This is a genomic window from Actinoallomurus purpureus (assembly GCF_024055795.1).
In the GTDB taxonomy this organism is placed as follows: Bacteria; Actinomycetota; Actinomycetes; order Streptosporangiales; family Streptosporangiaceae; genus Actinoallomurus; species Actinoallomurus purpureus.
In genome coordinates this window covers 78,988-98,054 of record NZ_JAMXMY010000006.1, presented here as the reverse complement: position 1 = coordinate 98,054, position 19,067 = coordinate 78,988, and the positions used below count along the sequence as shown (strand labels likewise).

The 19,067-nt window shown below is 70.1% G+C and carries 18 protein-coding genes; 10 read left to right on the top strand and 8 right to left on the bottom strand.

Annotated elements, in window-relative coordinates:
• Window positions 1-187: 187 nt before the first annotated feature.
• The gene (locus NE236_RS13510; protein WP_252842284.1) at window positions 188-1,300 is read right to left on the bottom strand and encodes an NAD(P)H-dependent flavin oxidoreductase; all 1,113 of its coding nucleotides are present in this window, start codon (window positions 1,298-1,300) and stop codon (window positions 188-190) included.
• A gap of 306 nt (window positions 1,301-1,606) precedes the next feature.
• Between NE236_RS13510 and NE236_RS13505 the strand changes: the two genes are divergently transcribed.
• The 3 genes from NE236_RS13505 (at window position 1,607) to NE236_RS13495 (ending at window position 8,417) form a co-directional block, all read left to right on the top strand.
• Window positions 1,607-4,354, top strand: a complete 2,748-nt coding sequence (locus NE236_RS13505) for an AAA family ATPase (RefSeq protein WP_252842283.1) — start codon at window positions 1,607-1,609, stop codon at window positions 4,352-4,354.
• 156 nt (window positions 4,355-4,510) lie between these two features.
• Entirely contained in the window at window positions 4,511-6,982 is a 2,472-nt protein-coding gene (locus NE236_RS13500) for a M4 family metallopeptidase (RefSeq protein WP_252842282.1), read from the top strand.
• Between the two features lie 64 nt (window positions 6,983-7,046).
• On the top strand, window positions 7,047-8,417 hold the full coding sequence (locus NE236_RS13495) for a M1 family metallopeptidase (protein ID WP_252842281.1): 1,371 nt from the start codon (window positions 7,047-7,049) through the stop codon (window positions 8,415-8,417).
• On the opposite strand, the gene pgfA is transcribed toward NE236_RS13495, so the two are convergent.
• Window positions 8,418-9,461, bottom strand: coding sequence for a cell envelope lipid trafficking protein PgfA (gene pgfA, locus NE236_RS13490; protein ID WP_252842280.1), 1,044 nt, complete (start codon window positions 9,459-9,461; stop codon window positions 8,418-8,420).
• A 127-nt stretch (window positions 9,462-9,588) separates the two neighbouring features.
• Here pgfA and NE236_RS13485 point away from each other — a divergent pair, with 127 nt between their 5' ends.
• The 3 genes from NE236_RS13485 to NE236_RS13475 all read left to right on the top strand — a co-directional run bounded on the left by NE236_RS13485 (window position 9,589) and on the right by NE236_RS13475 (window position 12,039).
• A complete protein-coding gene (locus NE236_RS13485; RefSeq protein WP_252842279.1) occupies window positions 9,589-10,326 on the top strand; it encodes a class I SAM-dependent methyltransferase in 738 nt (245 codons plus the stop codon).
• Complete coding sequence (locus NE236_RS13480; RefSeq protein WP_252842278.1) at window positions 10,323-11,546, top strand: acyltransferase family protein; 1,224 nt, start codon at window positions 10,323-10,325, stop codon at window positions 11,544-11,546. The genes NE236_RS13485 and NE236_RS13480 overlap by 4 nt, the downstream gene beginning before the upstream one ends.
• A 115-nt stretch (window positions 11,547-11,661) precedes the next feature.
• Window positions 11,662-12,039, top strand: a complete 378-nt coding sequence (locus tag NE236_RS13475) for a hypothetical protein (protein ID WP_252842277.1) — start codon at window positions 11,662-11,664, stop codon at window positions 12,037-12,039.
• Here the strand turns inward: NE236_RS13475 and NE236_RS13470 are convergent.
• Both NE236_RS13470 and NE236_RS13465 read right to left on the bottom strand, forming a co-directional pair.
• On the bottom strand, window positions 12,036-12,416 hold the full coding sequence (locus NE236_RS13470) for a hypothetical protein (protein ID WP_252842276.1): 381 nt from the start codon (window positions 12,414-12,416) through the stop codon (window positions 12,036-12,038). The genes NE236_RS13475 and NE236_RS13470 overlap by 4 nt on opposite strands.
• 2 nt (window positions 12,417-12,418) lie before the next feature.
• On the bottom strand, window positions 12,419-12,862 hold the full coding sequence (locus NE236_RS13465) for a MarR family winged helix-turn-helix transcriptional regulator (RefSeq protein ID WP_252842275.1): 444 nt from the start codon (window positions 12,860-12,862) through the stop codon (window positions 12,419-12,421).
• An 86-nt stretch (window positions 12,863-12,948) separates the two neighbouring features.
• Here NE236_RS13465 and NE236_RS13460 point away from each other — a divergent pair, with 86 nt between their 5' ends.
• The gene (locus NE236_RS13460) at window positions 12,949-13,908 is read left to right on the top strand and encodes an NAD-dependent epimerase/dehydratase family protein (protein ID WP_252842274.1); all 960 of its coding nucleotides are present in this window, start codon (window positions 12,949-12,951) and stop codon (window positions 13,906-13,908) included.
• A gap of 113 nt (window positions 13,909-14,021) precedes the next feature.
• Here the strand turns inward: NE236_RS13460 and NE236_RS13455 are convergent, their stop codons facing one another.
• A complete protein-coding gene (locus tag NE236_RS13455) occupies window positions 14,022-14,627 on the bottom strand; it encodes a TetR/AcrR family transcriptional regulator (RefSeq protein ID WP_252842273.1) in 606 nt (201 codons plus the stop codon).
• A 123-nt stretch (window positions 14,628-14,750) separates the two neighbouring features.
• Between NE236_RS13455 and NE236_RS13450 the strand changes: the two genes are divergently transcribed.
• On the top strand, window positions 14,751-15,842 hold the full coding sequence (locus NE236_RS13450) for an AMP-binding protein (protein WP_252842272.1): 1,092 nt from the start codon (window positions 14,751-14,753) through the stop codon (window positions 15,840-15,842).
• Window positions 15,842-17,215, top strand: a complete 1,374-nt coding sequence (locus NE236_RS13445) for an aldehyde dehydrogenase family protein (RefSeq protein ID WP_252842271.1) — start codon at window positions 15,842-15,844, stop codon at window positions 17,213-17,215. Before NE236_RS13450 ends, NE236_RS13445 begins: the two co-directional genes overlap by 1 nt.
• 44 nt (window positions 17,216-17,259) lie before the next feature.
• Here the strand turns inward: NE236_RS13445 and NE236_RS13440 are convergent, their stop codons facing one another.
• From NE236_RS13440 to NE236_RS13430, 3 genes are read right to left on the bottom strand one after another with little or no spacing between them, the layout of a single operon-like run.
• Window positions 17,260-17,466 (bottom strand): DUF397 domain-containing protein, encoded by a 207-nt coding sequence (locus tag NE236_RS13440; protein ID WP_252842270.1) that lies wholly within the window; start codon window positions 17,464-17,466, stop codon window positions 17,260-17,262.
• A gap of 8 nt (window positions 17,467-17,474) precedes the next feature.
• The gene (locus tag NE236_RS13435) at window positions 17,475-17,561 is read right to left on the bottom strand and encodes a DUF397 domain-containing protein (protein ID WP_252842515.1); all 87 of its coding nucleotides are present in this window, start codon (window positions 17,559-17,561) and stop codon (window positions 17,475-17,477) included.
• Window positions 17,562-17,566: 5 nt separating this feature from the next.
• Complete coding sequence (locus NE236_RS13430) at window positions 17,567-18,376, bottom strand: helix-turn-helix domain-containing protein (RefSeq protein WP_252842269.1); 810 nt, start codon at window positions 18,374-18,376, stop codon at window positions 17,567-17,569.
• A gap of 142 nt (window positions 18,377-18,518) precedes the next feature.
• Between NE236_RS13430 and NE236_RS13425 the strand changes: the two genes are divergently transcribed.
• A complete protein-coding gene (locus NE236_RS13425; RefSeq protein WP_252842268.1) occupies window positions 18,519-18,902 on the top strand; it encodes an ATP-binding protein in 384 nt (127 codons plus the stop codon).
• The last annotated feature ends 165 nt before the right edge of the window (window positions 18,903-19,067 follow it).

The following is a 19,067-nucleotide window of genomic DNA, read 5'->3' as shown; positions in this document are numbered from 1 at the left end:
GAACGTCGGCGGGGCGACCGCCCGAAGGTGACGGCTTGGGAGGAATCGCAGCGGTCCGGCCGCGTTCGCCGAGTCTTCTGTACGGGACTCGTGCGGGGCGGGCCGGTGGACCCGTGGTGACCGGGGGCCCCGGCGCGCGGGTGGCCGGACCCGCCCGTGCGCCGGGGCCGCGATCGCGGATCTGAGGTCAGCCCTCGGTGAGGGTGTTCAGGCGCTCCATCGTCTCGACGTACTCCTCGATGAGGTCGTAGATCACCTGGGAGGTGCTCTTGACCTGGTTCATCGAGCCGACGATCTGGCCGACGGGGAAGGTGGTCAGCTCCCCCGCGCCGGCGCGGTTGATCCGGCGGAGGGCGTCGGAGATGAGCATGAACTGCATGGGCATCGGCAGGGTGCCGGGCGACTCCGGCGACTCCCACGCGTCGGTCCACGCGGTCTTGAGCATCCGCGCGGGCTTGCCCGTCCAGGAGCGGGAGCGCACCGTGTCGCGGGAGGTCGCGGCGAGGAGCCTGTCGCGGGAGCCCTCGGGCGTGTCCGCCTCCTCGACGGTGAGCCAGATCGAGCCGGTCCACGCACCCTCGGCGCCGAGCGCGAGGCCGGCCGCGAGCTGGCGGCCGCGGCCGATTCCGCCCGCGGCGAGCACGATGGTGTCGGGGCCGACGGCGTCGACGACCTCGGGGATGAGGACGATCGTGGACACGTCGCCGGTGTGGCCGCCGGCCTCGGTGCCCTGGGCGACGATGATGTCGACGCCGACCTCGACCTGCTTGCGGGCGTGCCGGGCGTTGCTGGCCAGGCCCGCGACCTTCACGCCGTGCTGGTGCGCCTGCTCGACGACGTCCGCCGGGGGCGGGCCGAGCGCGTTGGCCAGGAGGGCGATGGGGTGCTTGAGCGCCACCTCGACCTGGGGGCGGGCGGTGGCGTCGGTCCAGCCGAGGAGGTAGTGGCCGGCGCCCTCCTCGGTGAGCGGGTCGACGCCGTGGCGTTCGAGGAGGTCGTTGACGAACTGCCGGTGGCGCTCGGGGATCATGCCCTGGAGCTTGCCGAGCAGCTCGCCGGCGTCGCCGAGGTCCGCGCCCTCGTACTTGGCGGGCATGACGACGTCGACTCCGTACGGCTTGCCGCCGACGTGCTCGTCGATCCAGTTGAGCTCGGTCTCCAGCTGTTCGGGCGTGAAGTAGAGCGCGCCGAGGACGCCCATGCCGCCGGCGCGGCTGACCGCGGCGACGACGTCACGACAGTGGCTGAAAGCGAAGATCGGATACTCGATGCCGAAGAGTTCCGTTACCCGTGTCCGCACAGTCCCGACCATAAGAGCCGATCCATGAAACTGCAACACGTTCTAGTTGTCTTTCTTCGCTCGACTCTCCCCTCAATCCAGCTGCTGCTCTGTAACACGTAGCAGGCCCACTCCACCGGATGCCCGAACTAGGGGTGTTGACGGCCGTATGACCGATTGTTAGCTTGCCCGCTCGGGGCTCTCACGCTGGGAGCGGCGCCCGGAGGGCCAGAACGGATGACCGATGCGTTCGGATCAGCCAACGGAACGGCCGCCCCGCCTGCGGTGACACGACCGCCGGCCAGGGGACCGCGGCCGCCTGCCCTGGTGAACCGCGAGCCCCTCCTCGCCCGCGCCCGCGACCACCTCACCGCCGGCGGCAGCGTCGTCCTGACCGGTCCGGCCGGAATCGGCAAGTCGACCCTGCTGGCGACCCTGGCCGGTCAGTTCACCGATCACCAGGTGCTGCGCTGCTCGCTGTCGGAGACCGAACGCCACCTGCCGTTCCTGGGCCTCATCGACCTGCTGGCCGAGACCGGTGACGACCTCCTGGAGACGCTCCCGAAGCACCAGCGGGCCGTCCTGGAGTCCGCGCTGCTGCGCGGCGACGACCCGGTCGGCGAGCGCGACGTCCTCGGCCTGCGCGTCGCCGTGCTGGCGGCGTTCCGGACCCTGTGCGCCGCCGGGCCGGTGCTGCTCGTCGTCGACGACGCGCAGTGGCTGGACGCGCCGAGCGCGGAGCTGCTGGCGTTCATCGCCCGGCGCGCCGGCGGGCTCCCGCTGCGGGCCCTGACCGGCCTGCGTACGGGGCCGGGCGACTCGCAGGACCCGCCGGGGCTGTGCCCGCCGCCCGTACTGACCCTGCCCGTCCCCCCGATGACCGTCGCGGAGGTCGGCGGGCTCCTCGGTGACCTGGGACTGCCGCGCGCGGTCCTGGCGAAGGTGCACCGGGCCAGCGACGGCAACCCGTTCTTCGCGCTGGAGCTGGGCCGGGCCCTGGCGGACCACGGCGAGCCCCTCGATCCGGGGGCGCCGCTGCCGGTCCCCGACGGGCTGCGCACGCTCATGATGGGACGCCTGCTGGCCCTGTCCTCCGGGACGCGGAAGACGCTGCTCATCGCCTGCGCGGCGGCCCGGCCGACGCTCACCCTGCTGCGCGCCGCGGGGCGGCCGGAGGCCGCCGCCGACATCGCCGAGGCGCGGCACGCCGGCATCGTCGCACCGGGCGACGCGGTCCGGTTCACGCACCCGCTGCTGTCAGCGGTGCTGTACGCGGAGTCGGCCGAGCGGGACCGGCTCGCCGCCCACGCGGCCCTTGCCGACGTCGTCACCGATCCGGTCGAACGCGCCCGCCACCTCGCGGCGGTCGCCCCGGGCCGGGACCCGCAGGTCGCCGAGACGCTGAGCGAGGCCGCCACCGCCGCCCGCCGGCGCGGGGCCCGTGCCGCCGCCGCGCGGCTCGGCCTGCTGGCCGCCGAACGCACCACCAAGCCGGAGGCCGAGCCGGAGCTGCGGCTCACCGCCGCCGAGGACGCCCTCGCCGCCGGGGAGTTCGCGATGGCGCGGGGCATCGCCGAGGACGTCCTGGCGGCGGAGGCGCTGCCCGCCGAGCGGGTGCGGGCGTGGATCGTGCTGCTGGACTCCTGCGGTCAGGCGCTGGCCGAGGTCGACGACGTGTTCCCGCGCGCGCTGGCCGACGCGCGGGACGATCCGGCGCTCCTCGCGCCGCTGCGCTACCGCCTCGCCTGGCGGGCCTGGCTCGTCAAGGGGTCGGCGCCGAGGGCGCGCGCGGAGGCGGCGACGGCGGCACGCCTGGCGGCGGAGGCGGGCGACCGCAACACCGAACTGCTGGCCCTGACCAGCCAGGCCCTCGCGGAGTTCCACATCGGATCGCCGGAGGCGGAACGGACGATGGCGCGGGCGCTGGCCGGCCCCCAGGATCCGGCGATCCGGCTGGGTCACAACGGCCCGGTCTACCTGCGCTACCGGCACCACCTCCTGCACGACCGGCTGGAGGAGGCGCGCGGCGAGCTGCGGTCGCTGACCTACGCGGTGCGCCAGCGCGGCGCGGTGGAGAGCCTGTTCATGTGCCTGTACGCCTCCGCGCAGGTCGAGATGGCGCGTGGCCGCTGCGACCGTGCCCTCGACCTGGCCTACCAGTGCCTGCGGCTGGCCGAGGACAGCGAGCTGAGCCAGGGACCGGCCTGGTGCGCGGTCGCGTTCGCGGAGGCCGCGGGCGGCTCGCCGCACCGTGGCCTGGCAGCCGCCGAACGGGCCGTCGGACACAGCGAGGACGACGGTGACCTGCTGTTCCTGCCGACGACGCTGCACGCCCTCGGCCACATCCGGCTGCTGCGCGGTGATCCGGCCGGCGCCGTCGGCGCCCTTCGCCGGGTACGCGGCCTGGAGACGGCACAGGGCCTGGCCGAGCCGGGGCTGCGGCGCTGGCACGCCGACCTCGCCGAGGCCCTGACGGCGATCGGGGAGATCGCGGAGGCGGAACAGCTGATCGAGGAGACGAGGCGGGACGCCGTCCGGCTGGGCCGGCCGAGCGTACTGGCCACTCTGGACCGGGCCACCGCTCTCGTGACGGCCGCGCGGGGTGACACGGACGGCGCCGTACGGGGGATGGAGCGGGCCGTCGCCGCCCTGGCGGCGCTGCCCTATCCGCTGGACGAGGGCCGGGCCCGGCTCGAACTCGGCCGCCTCTACCTGCGGAGCGAGAACGCCGTCGCGGCGAGGGAGGCCCTGCGCGGGGCGCGCAGGGTGCTGTTGCGCGCCAAGGCCGCGCCGTGGATCGCCGCGGTGACCTCCGAACTGGACCGGCTCGACCTCGGTGTCCCGCCGTCGACCGGGGACGGTGACCCGTTGCACGCGTTGTCCGGCATGGAACGCCGGGTCGCGACGCTGGTCGCCGAAGGGGCGACCAACCGGGAGATCGCGGGCCGGCTGTTCGTCAGCATCAAGACCGTCGAAGCGGCGCTGACCAGGTCGTACCGCAAGCTCGGAGTGCGTTCCCGGGTCGGCCTCACTCGCAAGATCGCCGTGCCGCCCGCGGAGGACCGGCCTGCGTAGGGATTTCCCTACGGCTCCGTGAAGGGGCTTTTCAGCGTCCCATCGGAAACGGACACTCTGCCCAAGGTCCTCCGACCCCGGAGGGCCCGCCCCTGTCCCTTCCGCCTGCCCGCGAAGACGCGGACCCACCCCCTTTGGCGAAAGGATCCTCCGCCCATGTCCAAACGACGCATCGCGACGGTGTCGGCCACGGCCGTCCTCGCCGTCGCCGGCGGACTGCTGACGGCGCCCATCGCCGCCGCCGCCCCGTCCCAAGTTCCCGCCAAAGCCCCCGCCAAACCACAGCCGGCGGGACATTCGGCGTTCACGCCGAACGACTTCACGGCGAACCCGTCCCCCAGCACCCGTAAGCAGGCCATCGCCGACGCCCGCAAGGCCCTCGCCGCGCACAAGGGCAGCGCCCACGTGAAGTCGGGTGACGCCTTCACTCCGCGCACGGTCGTCGTGGCCAAGAACGGCGCCGCCGACGTCCGGTTCGACCGGACGTTCCACGGCCTGCCGGTCTACGGCGGCGACCTCGTCGTGCACCTCAAGGCCGGCGGGGCCTACCGCGGACTGAACACGGCCACCCCCGCCGCCGCGGTCTCCACGACCCCGCACGTCGCCGCCGCCGACGCGGCCCGTACCTCGCGCGGGCGGCTCAAGGGCACGGTCTCCGCGGTCGGCAGGCCGCACCTCGCCGTGTGGTCCTCCGGCCGGTCCTCGCAGCTGGTGTGGGAGACCGTCGTACGCGGCACGCGCGCCGACCGTACGCCGAGCGTCCTGCACGTGCTGGTGGACGCGGTCAAGGGCAAGGTGGTGACCCAGCGGGACGAGGTCGACACCTTCCTGTCGCCGGCCCAGCAGCGCGCCGCCGAGCGCGCCCAAGCCGCGCCGAACGGCGGCGCGACGACCCTCACCGCGGGCACCGGGAACTCGATCTACAGCGGCACGGTGCCGATCGACCTCACCCAGTCCGGCAGCACCTGGACGATGAAGGACCCCTCGCACGGCAACGGGTACACCACGAACCTGAACCACGCGACGAGCGGCACCGGGACGACCTTCAGCAACTCCACCGGAACGTTCGGCAACGGCACGAACAGCGACGCGGCCTCGGCCGGCGTCGACGCGCACTACGGCGCGGCGGAGACGTTCGACTACTACAAGAACGTCCAGGGCCGTAGCGGCATCTTCGGTAACGGCGCGGGTGTGCCGTCCCGCACCCACTACGGGAGCGCCTACGTCAACGCCTTCTGGGACGGCACCCAGATGACGTACGGCGACGGCTCGGGGAACGCCCGGCCGCTCGTCGAGATCGACGTCGCCGGCCACGAGATGAGCCACGGCGTCAGCGGCGCGCTCACCAACTGGGGTGAGAACGGCGAGACCGGTGGCATGAACGAGGGCACCAGCGACATCTTCGGCACCATGGTCGAGTTCTACGCGAACAACGCCAAGGACACGCCTGACTACACCATGGGCGAGCTGATCAACATCAACGGCGACAACAAGCCGCTGCGCTACATGTACCAGCCCTCGCTCGACGGCACCTCGCCGAACTGCTACACGAGCGGCAACGGCTCGCTGGACCCGCACTACTCGCTCGGCCCACTGGCCCACTGGTTCTTCCTGCTGGCCGTCGGCAGCGGCGACCACGGGTACGGCAACAGCCCGACGTGCAACAGCTCCACGGTCACCGGCATCGGCAACGACAAGGCCGGCAAGATCTGGTACAAGGCACTCGCGTCGTACGCCAACAGCAACGAGACCTACGCCAACGCGCGCACCGACTCGCTGAAGGCCGCGGCGGACCTGTACGGCACGCACTGCACCGAGTACAACACCGTGGACGCCGCCTGGGCGGCGGTCAGCGTCACCGGCAGCGACCCGGTCCCCGGCACCTGCCCCGGCCAGCCCGGCGCCCCGACGGTGACCAACCCGGGCAACCAGACGAGCACGGTCGGCACGGCGGCGAGCCTGCAGATCCAGGCCACGGACCCGAACGGCCAGACGCTGACCTACAGCGCGACGGGACTGCCCGCCGGTCTGTCGATCAACGCCTCCACCGGCGCCATCTCCGGCACGCCGACCACGGCCGGGACCTCCTCGGTCACCGTGACGGCGAAGAACACCTCCAACCTGACCGGCAGCACCACCTTCACGTGGACGGTGAACGCGGTCGGCGGCGGGTGCTCCTCGCCCGGCAACAAGGTCACCAACGGCGGCTTCGAGAGCGGCACCACACCCTGGACGACGACCTCCGGCGTCGTGTCGGCCAGCGGCAGCGGTGAGACCGCCCACACCGGCAGCTACCTCGCCTGGCTCGACGGATACGGCTCCACCCACACCGACAGCGCCACCCAGTCGGTGACCATCCCCGCCGGATGCAAGGCCTCACTCAGCTTCTGGCTCCACATCGACACCAGCGAGACCGGCAGCACCGTCTACGACAAGCTCACGGTCAAGACCGGCACCACCACCCTCGCCACCTACAGCAACGTCAACGCCGCCTCCGGATACGTCCAGAAGACCTTCGACGTGTCGTCCTACGCAGGACAGACGGTGACGCTATCGTTCAGCGGCACCGAGGACTCGGGCCTGCAGACCAGCTTCGTGATCGACGACGTCGCCATCAACGCATCCTGACCGTGATCCATCGGGGCCCCGCGCGTTCATCGCGTGGGGCCCTCTTCATCACCAGGAGTTTCAGTTGAAGAAAACTTTGATCGCGGTCATCGCCTCGGCGGCGACCGCGCTGAGCCCTGCGGTCGCGGCCCACGCCTCCGCCCCGCACCCGGCCCCCGTCGCCAGGGCGGCCGCCGACACCGTACGGACGCCGGCGACGCCGTCGTACACGGTGAACCTGACCAGCAACAGCAGCGGTTCGACCTGGACCGGGCACGAGAGCGTGAGCTTCACCAACGCCTCGGCGACCCCGCTCACCGAGGTCTACCTGCGGCTGTGGGACAACTACCACGGCAGCTGCCCGCAGACGCCGATCACGGTGTCGAACGTCACCGGCGGCACCGCCGGCTCACTCGAGGTGAGCTGCACGGCGCTGAAGGTCACGCTGCCGAGCCCGCTGAGCCAGGGGCAGAGCGGGTCGATCGGGTTCGACCTGAGCATCGCGGTCCCGAGCGGGGCCGACCGGTTCGGGCACGACGGGTCGTACAGCTTCATCGGCAACGCCCTGCCAGTCCTGGCCATCCGGGACGGCGCGGGCTGGCACCTCGACCCATACACCAACAACGGCGAGTCGTTCTACAGCCTCGCCAGTGACTTCAAGGTCACGCTCGACCACCCCAGCTCGATCAGCGTCCCGGCGACCGGCACGTCCGTGGACACGCCCGGTTCCTCCGGCCGTACGGTCACCACGGCGACCGCGACGAAGGTCCGCGACTTCGCGTGGGGGGCCGGGCCGTACAGCGTCATCTCCGGCACCTCGCCCAATGGCGTGAAGGTCAACGTCTACCGGGTGAGCTCGATCAGTTCGAGTTCCGCGCAGTCGATGCTGAACACGGCGACGTCGGCGATCGACGCGCACAGCGGGCGGTTCGGCGCCTACCCGTACGGCGAGGTCGACGTCATCCTGGACAACAACTTCTGGTTCGGGGGCATGGAGTACCCCGGCTTCATCCTCGACCTGGTCAGCTCGACGGCGCTCGCGCACGAGCTGGCGCACCAGTGGTGGTACGGCATCGTCGGCGACGACGAGTACAACAACCCGTGGCTGGACGAGGCCTTCGCCGACTACTCCACCGACGTGTACCAGGGCATCACCGGCTCGGGCTGCTGGAACAACGTGTCCTGGGCGTCCTCCGCCGAGAAGATCAGCAACTCGATGGCGTACTGGGACGCGCACTCCAGCCGGTACGGCACCGTGGTGTACACCTACGGCAAGTGCGCGCTCCACGACCTGCGCCGGCTGATCGGGACGACGGCGATGACCACCCTGCTGCGCTCCTACGCGCAGTCCCACTGGTACGGCGTCTCGACGACGGCCGAGTTCAAGGCGGCGGCCCAGGCCGCGACCTCCACCGACCTGACGTCCTTCTGGACGCAGCACCGCATCGACGGCTGATCAGCCGTCGGAACGAGGGCGGGCGGCCTGGCTCAGGCCGTCCGCCTTCGTCGTGTTCCCGCCGCCCTCGGCGCGGTCGGGCAGCGGGATGATCGTCTGGCGCCCGGGGATGGCCAGCACCAGGCCGACGACGAGCAGCACGAGCCCGAGGCCCGCCCCGCCGAGGGGCCCGGCCGTCCGCAGCAGCGTGATCTTGAACGCCTGGCTCCGGTTGAGGTCGACGAGGGACCTCTGGCCGGCGTCGACCATCTTCAGGTCCAGGTCGGCGGCGACGAGCCGGTCCACCCCGTCCCTGGTACGCAGCGCGGTCCTGACCTTCTGCTCCTGGTTCACCTGGCCGCCGGTGCGCGGGTCGACCCAGATCGTGACGGTCGCGTCGTAGACACGGTCCACGGCGACGTTCCCGGTCTTCTTGTCATAGCCCGGAAGGCGCTTGGGGTTCTTCACCTTCAGCAGCGAGGCGGGGAGACCGCCCTTGACCGACTCCGTCACGGTCGGGGGGACGCGCTGGACGAAGCGGTACGCCCTGAGGCCGTGGATCCGTTCCTCCCCCTCGAACGTCGCGGGCCACGTCCGCTTCGTCGACAGGTCGAAGTACGGGTAGGAGCGCTTTCCGACGCCGATCGGCCAGAACAGTCCGACCCCGGACTGCCGGACGCTCGTGTCGCCGCCCACCGACGCGCCCTGGACGTTCTCGAGCGCGCCGGTCCGGCGGTCGAAGGCCGCGCGCTGCTGCTGGATCTCCACGCTCTTCTTCGTGGCCGGATCCTCGATGGAGGTGAAGGAGTCCCAGACGGCGGTCTTCCGGCTCGCCGCCCGTACGTCGCCCCGGATGGTGTTGACCGCCCGCAGGTGTGCGCCCTTGCGGATCTTCAGGGTGGCGGTGTCCAGGTACGAGGCGTCGGCCGCCTCCAGCGTGGTCTGCTGGAAGAAGTTGGCGGGGGCGGCGATGACCTGGTCCGCGACGTAGAAGCGCACCAGCGCGGCGAACGCGAGGAAGAACGTCGCGGTACCGGTCAGGACCAATCCGACGTTACGCCGCACCTTGACCTCCACACGAGTGAAACCGAATTCTAGAAGACCGTGGGGTTGATGCGGGGTTGGGGCGATCTGCCGTGATGAGTACGTTACCGGGGCGTAGGATCGCACCCTCACTCCGCCGGAGGTCTCCTTGCCGCCTGCCCCTCACCGCGCGACGCTCGCCCGTTCGGTACGCCTGCTGCGCGCGTTCCGCGACGAGCAGTCCGACCCGGAGGGGTTCTACCGGCTGCTGGCCGCCGACACGATCGCCCAGCTCGCGCGGTACGTCACGCTGGACGGCGCGATCGTGGCGGACGTCGGGAGCGGCCCCGGATTCTTCACCGCCGCGCTGCGCGACGCGGGCGCCCGGTGCGTCGGCATCGAATGCGACGCCGGGGAGACGACCCTGCACGGCCCGCCGCCTCCGGGCACCGTCCTCGGCACGGCGCTGAGCCTGCCCCTCGCCTCCGGCTCCGTCGACGCCTGCCTCTCCTCCAACGTCCTGGAACACGTTCCTGATCCGTGGCGGAAGGGTGACGAGATGATCCGCGTCGTCCGCCCCGGCGGCGTCGTCTTCCTCGCCTTCACCAACTGGCTGTCCCCCTGGGGCGGCCACGAGACCTCGCCCTGGCACTACCTCGGCGGACACCGGGCCGCCCGGCGCTACGAGCTGCGGCACGGCCGGCCGCCCAAGAACCGGTACGGCCAGACCCTCCACCCCGTGTCGGTCGGCGCCGCCCTCGCCTGGGCACGCCGCCGAGACGACGTCACCATCGAGGCGGCGACGCCGCGCTACCTCCCCGGCTGGGCCGCTCCGGTGGTCCGAGTCCCCGGCGTCCGGGAGTTCCTCACCTGGAACCTCCTCCTGGTGCTGCGCAAGGTTCGATGACCACGACGCGCGCCGACGAGCGGACGCCGGGCCCGACCGCCGACCTGCCCAGGATCTCCGGCCACCAGGACGCCCTGGACGGCGTCCGAGCCGTCGCCGCGCTCGCGGTGCTCCTCTTCCACATCGCCGCCGACACGGGCCACACCTTCAGGAGCGACCTGACGGCCTGGCTGCTGTCCGGGGCCGGGATCGGCGTCCCGGTCTTCTTCACCCTGTCCGGCCTGCTGCTGTACCGCCCGTGGGCCGCGGCACTGCTGCTCGACGGCCACCGCCACCCTCGTACGGGCCGTTTCCTGTGGCGGCGCGCCGTCCGCATCCTGCCCGCGTACTGGCTCGTCGTCGGCTTCGTGATGGCGACCATCCTGACGGAGCACACGCGTGACCCGTGGACCTGGCTGAAGCTGCTGACGCTGACCTACACCTACGACCCGCATCCCTGGTGGGGTACCTACCTGGGCCCCTCCGGGCTCGGCCAGATGTGGAGCCTCACGGTCGAGGCCGCCTGGTACGCGCTGCTGCCCGTCACCGCCGCCCTCCTCGGCCGGTACGCCCGCCGGCGCGGCGAGGACGTGGACCGGCGGGCCCGGCGCCTGCTCCGGGCCATCGCGGCGTACGCGGCGGTCTCGTGCGTCTTCACGATCTTCATGTTCACGCCCCGCCTGTCCGTCCAGCTCGGCGTGTTCCTGCCCCGCTACTTCGCCTGGTTCGCGATCGGCATGGCGCTGTCCGTGGTGACGGTCTGGGCCCGTACGGGCGCCGCGGCGCCGCTCCGGTTCTGCCGTACGATCGCGCACTCGTGGGGGACCTGCTGGGCCATCGCCGGGGTCCTCTACTGCGTCGCGGCGTCCCCGCTCACCGGCCCCACCGACCTGGTCACCCTCGACTCGACCTGGACGTCGGAGCTGCGCGTCCTGCTGTACGGCCTGGTCGCGGCCTTCTTCGTCGCCCCGGTCGCCCTCGCCGGGCCGGACGACTCCGGCGTCGACCGGATCCTCGGCAACCGCGTCATGCGCTTCCTGGGCCGGATCTCCTACGGCGTCTTCCTCTGGCAGCTCGCGGTCTCCGTCACCTGGTACAAGGCCACCGGCCACGCCGCCTTCACCGGCGGCTTTCTCACCGCGTTCCCCGTCATCACCACCCTGACCCTGGTGGCGGCGGCCCTCAGCTTCTACGCCGTCGAGAAACCCGCCCTCCGCCTCACCCGCCGCCGAAGACACTGATCCGGACGGGGCCTATCACTCTTACCGTCCATGCCACGTTTCTCACACTTTACGGGATGTGTCGATGGCATACTCCGACGCGCCATAGTGCGGCGACAGAGGAGGAAGAATGAGAATGTCGTTCAAGACAGCGATCGGGGCGCCGATGGCGGCGATAGCCGCGGCGGGCATCGTCGCGTTCTCCACCAGCCCGGCATCGGCCGCATCACACGGCAGCTTGCTGCAGCAGGACGCCTCCGGCGGCTGCTTTGTAAGCCTTTACCTCAACAAGAGCACGAAGTGGGCGTACGCCAAGGTCGGCATGTACAGCTACGACTGGACCTGTAAAGGGTTCGTCAAGAACAACCACGGGAGCAAGAGTTGGACGGCGAAATCCGCCTCCGACGTGTGGAGCGGCGGCGTCTGGCGCGGGAAGGGATACAAGGTTCAGGCCTGCGTGTACGCGTACTACAAGAACAAATACAAGTCTTGGGCCTGCACGCACTGGCACTAGGCCGAATCAGTCAGATAACGGCCATACCCCAGCATTCCGGGCGAGATATCGACGAACATCACCACGAGCGCATGGCGCGGGCTCCAGGAAAGTCCGGTCGTCTCGGACCGGCCAGGCCCTCGGTTGGGGCCTGGCCGGCGAGCGAACCGAGCCGACGACCAGCTCTTGACCCCGTACGCGCGGATCAGAGTCTGTTCGACGCCGTCGGCGGTGGCGCGGAGCGAGACGTATCCCGCGTCGGGATTGCGTACGGTCGCCGTCCAGGCGGTGCCGCTCTTCTCCACCGGCAGCGTCGCCCAGGACCCGCCGTCGTCGAAGGAGACCTGGAGAGCGGGCCGCCGCGTCCCGCCGCTGGGCCCGATGACCGTGCGAGGCATCCTCACCCTCCACTCGGGCCGGCCTGATCGGCACCAAGTTGTTGAATGACCTTGAGCAACGCCGTTCTCAGGTGATCACGTTCCTCGTCGGTGAGGGTGGCGGTCGCGTGCTCTTCCAAGCGGCGGCGGGCCTCCTGGATGGGCTGCTGGGCGGCGCGGGCGCGGTCGGTCAGGTAGAGGCGGACGAGCCGGCCGTCGTTCGGGTCACGGCGGCGGGTGAGCAGCCCGGCGGCCTCCATGCGCGTGGCCGTGTTCACGATCGTTGGAGTCGTGATGGGCAGGCGGGCCCGGGCCGCCACCTCACCGGGCGTCAGCCCGTCGGTCTCCCAAAGGGCTTCCAGGATGAGGTTCTGGCCGATCCGGACGCCGTGTCGGCCCATCGCCTCGTCCGAGGCGGCGGCCAGCAGCTTGTGCGTCCGGGTGAACAGCGTCAGGAACTCTTCCACAGACCGATCCTAAAGGTCGATTGCATGCTAATGACCTTCCCACTACGGTTTCATTAGCAAGCTAATGACTCTCTCTGAGGACGGCCATGATTCTGATCACCGGTGGGCTCGGCTTCATCGGCTCCCACACCGCTCGTGCACTGCTCGACCTCGGCGAGTCGTGCGTGCTCACCCGGCACCGTACGGCCCGGGTCCCGGCGTTCCTGGGCGACGAGATCGGCGAACGGGTCATCGTAGAAGACCTCGACGTCACCGACCGAGAGGCGTTCCTCGACTTCGGCAAGCGCCACGACATCAGCGGGATCGTGCATCTGGCCGGTGCGCCCATCGGGACCCTCGACCCGGTCGACGAGTTCGAGGTCAACCTCCGAGGCCTGCTCAACGCCCTGCGGGCCGCCTCGGAGTGGGGCGTGCGGCGCCTCTGTGTCGCCAGCACGATCGGCGTTTACGTGGGCGTCGATGACGTTCCGTTCCGCGAGGACGTCCCACTGCCCATGACGGCGCCGCATCCGATCCCCGCGTTCAAGAAGAGCGCCGAGCTTCTGGCGACCTCGGTCGCCGAGCAGTCCGGCCTGGAGGTGGTCAACCTCCGTATCGCGGCGATCTGGGGCCCGCTCGGCCGCCCGGAGTCGGTGTTCTTCGCGGTGCCCCGCCTCGTCCACGCCGCAGTACGGGGTGAGACACCGGCCTTCTCACCACCACGCCGCCCCGCGTATGCCGGCGACGGAGGCGACTACTGCTACGTCAAGGACTCCGGCCGGGCCATCGCCCTGCTGCAGACGGCCGAGAGCCTGAACCACCGCACGTACAACGTCGGCTCGGGCCGGGTGACGACCAACGCCGAGGTGGCCGCCGCGATCAGGACCGTCCTCCCCGACGCGCCGGCAAGCGATCTGCCTGACGGCCGTAACCCGACGGCTCCGGCGGAAGACGCCTACCTCGACATCACCCGCCTGCGGGAGGACACCGGCTTTGAACCCGCGTACGACGTCGAGCGCGCGGTCCGCGACTACGTCACCTGGCTGAAGGCAGGACAGGAACGGTAGGCCGTGCCGTCGAATCGGCTGTGTGCTGCTGGATCTCAGCGGCGTGCGGAACACGGCCCGGATCAAGGCGACACTGAAGGAATGCTGCTCGATGTGTCACCGCGGCGGTGGGGTCACCGGGCCGTGATGGCCGGCCACAGGGTGTCGACGACGCGGGTCGCGAGGTCGTGGTCCTGCGCGCCACGGATGAACGCGGAGTAGTAGCTGCCGACGCACATGTCGGCGATGGCCTCCAGATCAAGGTCAAGGCGGAGTTCGCCGCGCTGTTGGAGAGCACGGAGTGTGTCGAGCAGCAGGCGGAGCCGGGGCCGCACCGCATGCTCGCGCACGATCTCCAGCAGTTCCGGATTGTGTTCGATCTCTGCCAGCGCGTGGCCGAGGAGCATGATCTTCGTCTCGTCAGGGGCGCGGAGGTCGAGGCGGCGTACCGCCTCGGTCACCGCCTCTCGCGCGGTCAGCACGGCGAGGTCGACGGGCGGGGCCGCCTCCTGTTCTGCGCGGAACGACTGGTCGAGGGCGTCGACGATGAGGTCGTGCTTGCTCTGCCAGCGCCGGTAGACGGTGGGCCGGCTGACGCCGGCATCGGCGGCGACGGCGCCGATGGTCATGCGGGAGTAGCCGTCGACCGCGAGCCGACGGCGGGCCGCGCTCAGGATCGCCTGTTCGACCAGCGGGTCCCGCGGCCGCCCCCGCTGCTTCTTCGAAGCCTCTGCTCCCACTGGAAACCCGCCTGACCTGCGATGATCGGGAATAATTTACGTGACAGTATTGTAATACAAGTCGATGAAGGAACGCCCACGAGACCGCTTGGCCGACCGCGTCGGCCTGGGAGGTGGAGCAACATGATCGACAACATCCTGGATCTTCCAGTCGGCGCGCGACCGGACTCTGACGAGTTCGTCCGCGCCGCGATGGAGTGGCATTTCAACCCCGAGACGGGTTCGGCGTACTGGCTGCGGAGGGCGAAGACGCTGGACTTCGACCCGCGCGCGGACGTCAAGAGCATCGAGGACCTGGCGCTCTTCCCCAACATCATCAACGAGCTGCGCGATGTCCGCGTGGAGGACCTCATCCCACGGGGCTACGGGCCGAACCCGGACGTCGTCGGCGTCTACGAGAGCGGCGGCACCACCGGCGCCCCGAAGCGCGTGGTCGTCCTGCGGGACTGGTGGGACCGGATCATGGCGTGGATGAACGCCGGCCTGGACGCCGCCGGTTTCCCGAGGAACGTCAACTGGCTCGCCGTCATGCCGAGCGGGCCGCACATCGCTGGCGAGCTGACGACGAAGCACGCGGCCGACCGCGGCGGCATCAGGTTCGCGGTGGACATGGATCCGCGCTGGGTGAAGAAGCTCATCGCCGCCGGCAAGGCGGAAGAGGCCGACTCCTACGCCGAGCACCTCGTCGAGCAGGCCGCGTTCGTGCTGCGGACCCAGGACGTCGGCGTCATCATGACGACGCCGCCGCTGCTGGAGCGGATCGCCCGCCACGACGACCTCGTCGACCTGATCAACGAGAAGGTCGAGGGCATCGTCTGGGGCGGGGCGCACATGGACGCCGACACCCGCTATCTGTACCGCACCGAGGTCTTCCCCGGAGTCAGGCTCCGCGGCGGCTACGGAAGCACGATGATCCTCGGCGGCACGAATGAGCGCGCCGACCTCACGGACGACGATCCGTGCATCTTCGACCCGCCCGCGCCTTTCATCACGTTCCGCGTCGTCGACCCCGACACCGACCATTCGGTCGGATACGGCGAGCGCGGCCAGGTCGTGATGAACCACGTCAGCAAGAACATGCTGCTGCCCAACAACCTGGAACGAGACCTCGCCACCCGGGTCGAACCGCCGGCCGGTCAGGCCGGTGACTCGGTGGCCGACGTGTCCCCTGTCGCCCGTTTCGACGACGAGGCCGTCATCGAGGGGGTGTACTGATGACCGATCCCATCTACATCGACGCGCTGGGAGCGAACGGGTCCTACCGGGCGCGCAGCAGGCTGACCGTCTCCGACGTGGCCGGCGATCCGCTGGTCGAGCTCAGCCTCGTCCCCAAGCTGTTCGTCAGCCGTACGATGTCCGCGCTGCGCAAGGCCGACACTCTTCCCCTGGAGGAGCGCCTGGCCGCGCTCGCCAAGGCGGGCGAGCTGTTCGCCACCGGCGTGGTCGACGGCATGTCCGCCGCCGACTATCAGTACACGGTCAGCCGGATGTCCGGCACGCCGCTGCCGATCGTCCGGGAGGCGGTGCAGGCCATCGCCCGTAGCGCCGCCGACGCATACCGGAGCGCCCAGCAGGCACGGCCGGTCGGCGCGGTGAACGACTGGCGTGATCCGAACGCCCGGCGGGGCACTGCGACCTGGATCCGGCGCGGAGACGTCTTCGCGGTCCATGCGGCGGGCAACCATCCCGGCGTGCACAGCCTCTGGCTGGAGGCCATCGCGCTCGGCTACCGCGTGGCCGTACGGCCCTCCCGGCGCGAGCCCCTCACCCCCTACCGGTTGATCTCCGCGCTGCGCGCGTCCGGGTTCGGCGACGACCAGATCGTGCTGTTGCCGACCGACTACGCCGCCGCGGACGAGATCCTGCGCCAGGCCGACCTGAGCATGGTGTACGGCGGACAGGAAGTGATCGACAAGTACGCCGCGGACCCGACGGTCCTACCGAACGGTCCCGGCCGGTCGAAGATCCTGATCACCGCCGACTCCGACTGGCGTGACCACATCGACATGATCGTCGATTCGATCAGCCACCAGGGCGGTACGGCCTGCGTGAACACCACGGCCGTCTTCGTCGAGGGCGACCCGACCCCGGTCGCCGAGGCGATCGCCGAGCGGCTCTCGGCGATCCCGAGCCTGCCGCCGGAAGACGACAAGGCCGTCCTCACCGCCTACTCCCTGGAGGCCGCCAAGAAGATCGAGGGCTACCTCCTGGCCAAGGCCGCGGGCACCAAGACACACCTCGGCGGCGACGGCGTGGTCGACGAACTCGCCGACGGCAGCGCCGTGCTCCGGCCGGCCGTACACCAGCTCGACGACCCGTTCGCCGAGCAGGCCGGCGTCGAGTTGGCGTTCCCATGCGTGTGGGTGGCGCCGTGGACGCGGGAGGCCGGGACCGCAGTGTTCAAGGACACCCTCGTCCTCACCGCGGTGACCAAGGACGAGCGCCTGCTGGACGACCTGCTCGCCGACCCCACGATCAAGAACCTGTACATCGGTGACCACCCGACGTACTGGATGGCACCGGGCGTGCCGCACGACGCCTACCTGGGCGAGTTCCTGATGCGCACCAAGGCCGTGATCCGTGACTGACCGCGCCCCAGGGGCATCGGCTGGTCTCGTGATGACCGGCTCGGTCAGGCACCGAGCCGGTTGTCACGACCAATCAGGGCGACCTCGACGCACTGCCCGCCGTCATGACCGCTGCGGATGCTCTTCCGCCAGAGGAGGGCGGCCTCCACACACTCCCCGCCCTCCTGACCGCTACGAATGCTTCGGCGCCAATCGACCAGAACGGCACTCGTCATCAAACGCGCGCCGCCGTCGGCGCGGCCGTCGGACATCGCACTCATTAGTCGACGACCGCCACCTCGACACACTGCCCGCCTTCCTGACCGCTGCGGTCGCTCTTACGCCATTCGAGGGAGGAGGTGTTCATGGCTGTCACGTCCCTTCCACCAGGGTTCGGATCAGATCGGCCGACGCCGCTGCGGACAGGGCTGCGGATCTGATCAGGTCGAACATCACTTTAAGTCCCTCGATCGGCTTGCGCTGCTCGATCAGCGGACCATGGCCGTTAACGGCCTCGGCGTGCCCGAGATCGGGTGCCTCGTCAAAGCTGAAAAGCGTGAAGCCCCCGGATGGATAGACCGGCGCGTGTTCCGGCAGAACATGGATTGTGACGTTCGGCCGCTCCGCCAGCTCGAGCAGTCGCGCGTACTGCTCCCTCATGACGTCGAGCCCGCCAACGACGCGTCGGAGCGCGGACTCGGCGATGACGAAGACTAGCCATGGTGGCTCCTCCCTTCGGAGGATCTCTTGCCTGGCCAGTCGTGCGGCGACGAGTTGCTCCAGCTTGTCCTCCGGCTGCCCCGCGCGTAGCACTTCGCGCGCGTACGCCTCGGTCTGGAGCAGCCCTGGAATCATCAGCGGGTCGAAGAGGCGGATGGACGCGGCGCGAGCCTCGGCGGCGACGTAGTCGCGGAACCAGCTGGGGGTCTGTTCGCGGCGGACGTGCCACCAGAGCTCCTCGAAGTAGGCGTCGAGGCCGAAGAGCTCGTCGAAGCCTTTGGACATCTCCGGGGTGGTCGGCCGCTTGGCGGTCTCGATGTGACCGATCATCTGGCCGGTCACGCCGAATCGAGCTCCTAATGCATCTTGGGACAGATTGGCCTTTTTCCGGTAATGCCGGAGGCGATATCCGTACTGTGCGATCGCCGATACCCGCGGATCGATCTCCCGTTCGCGTCCCATCGGCTTGACCTCCACTTTCGAGCGTTGGGATCTGTAGGGATGAAACCGTATCGACGGTAACCGCGACAAGACACGCTGAGAAACCGATCCCTTCAGCGACCTGAGAGGGATAGGAGAAATAGTCGACCTCGGAGGAAGTCTCGTGATCGAATCGCGCCTTCCGTATGAAATCTCTCTCAACCCGAATACGGCAGCGGCCCCCTGCGCCCGCCTCGTACTCAAGGACCGGCTGACGGAATGGGGCCTGACGGAGCTGCTGGAGGACTCGAGCACCGTCGCAGGCGAACTGGTCGCCAACGCGGCGAGGCTCGGCCAGGTCTTCGCCGTCCGGCTGACTCCCGAGGACGGCGCCCTGCTGATCGAGGTGGTGGACTCCTCGCCGGACGAGCCTCAGATCAAGGACGTGTTCGGAGACTCCGACAGGGAAGGTGGACGGGGCCTGCTGATCGTCGACGCGCTCGCGGCCGGCTGGGGCGTCCGCCGAGAGAACGGGCAGAAGGTCGTCTGGGCACGGGTCGCCCCATGAGAGCCGGGGACCTCGATGCGGAGCTGAACGGCCTCCGGCGCGCGCATCCGGGCTGGCTGATCCTTTTCGGCGCCTATACACGCCGCTATGTCGCGCATGGTTACATGCTCGACAGGCCGGGCATCTGGGTCACCGCCGGAACCTGCGCGGAACTACACCGCAGAA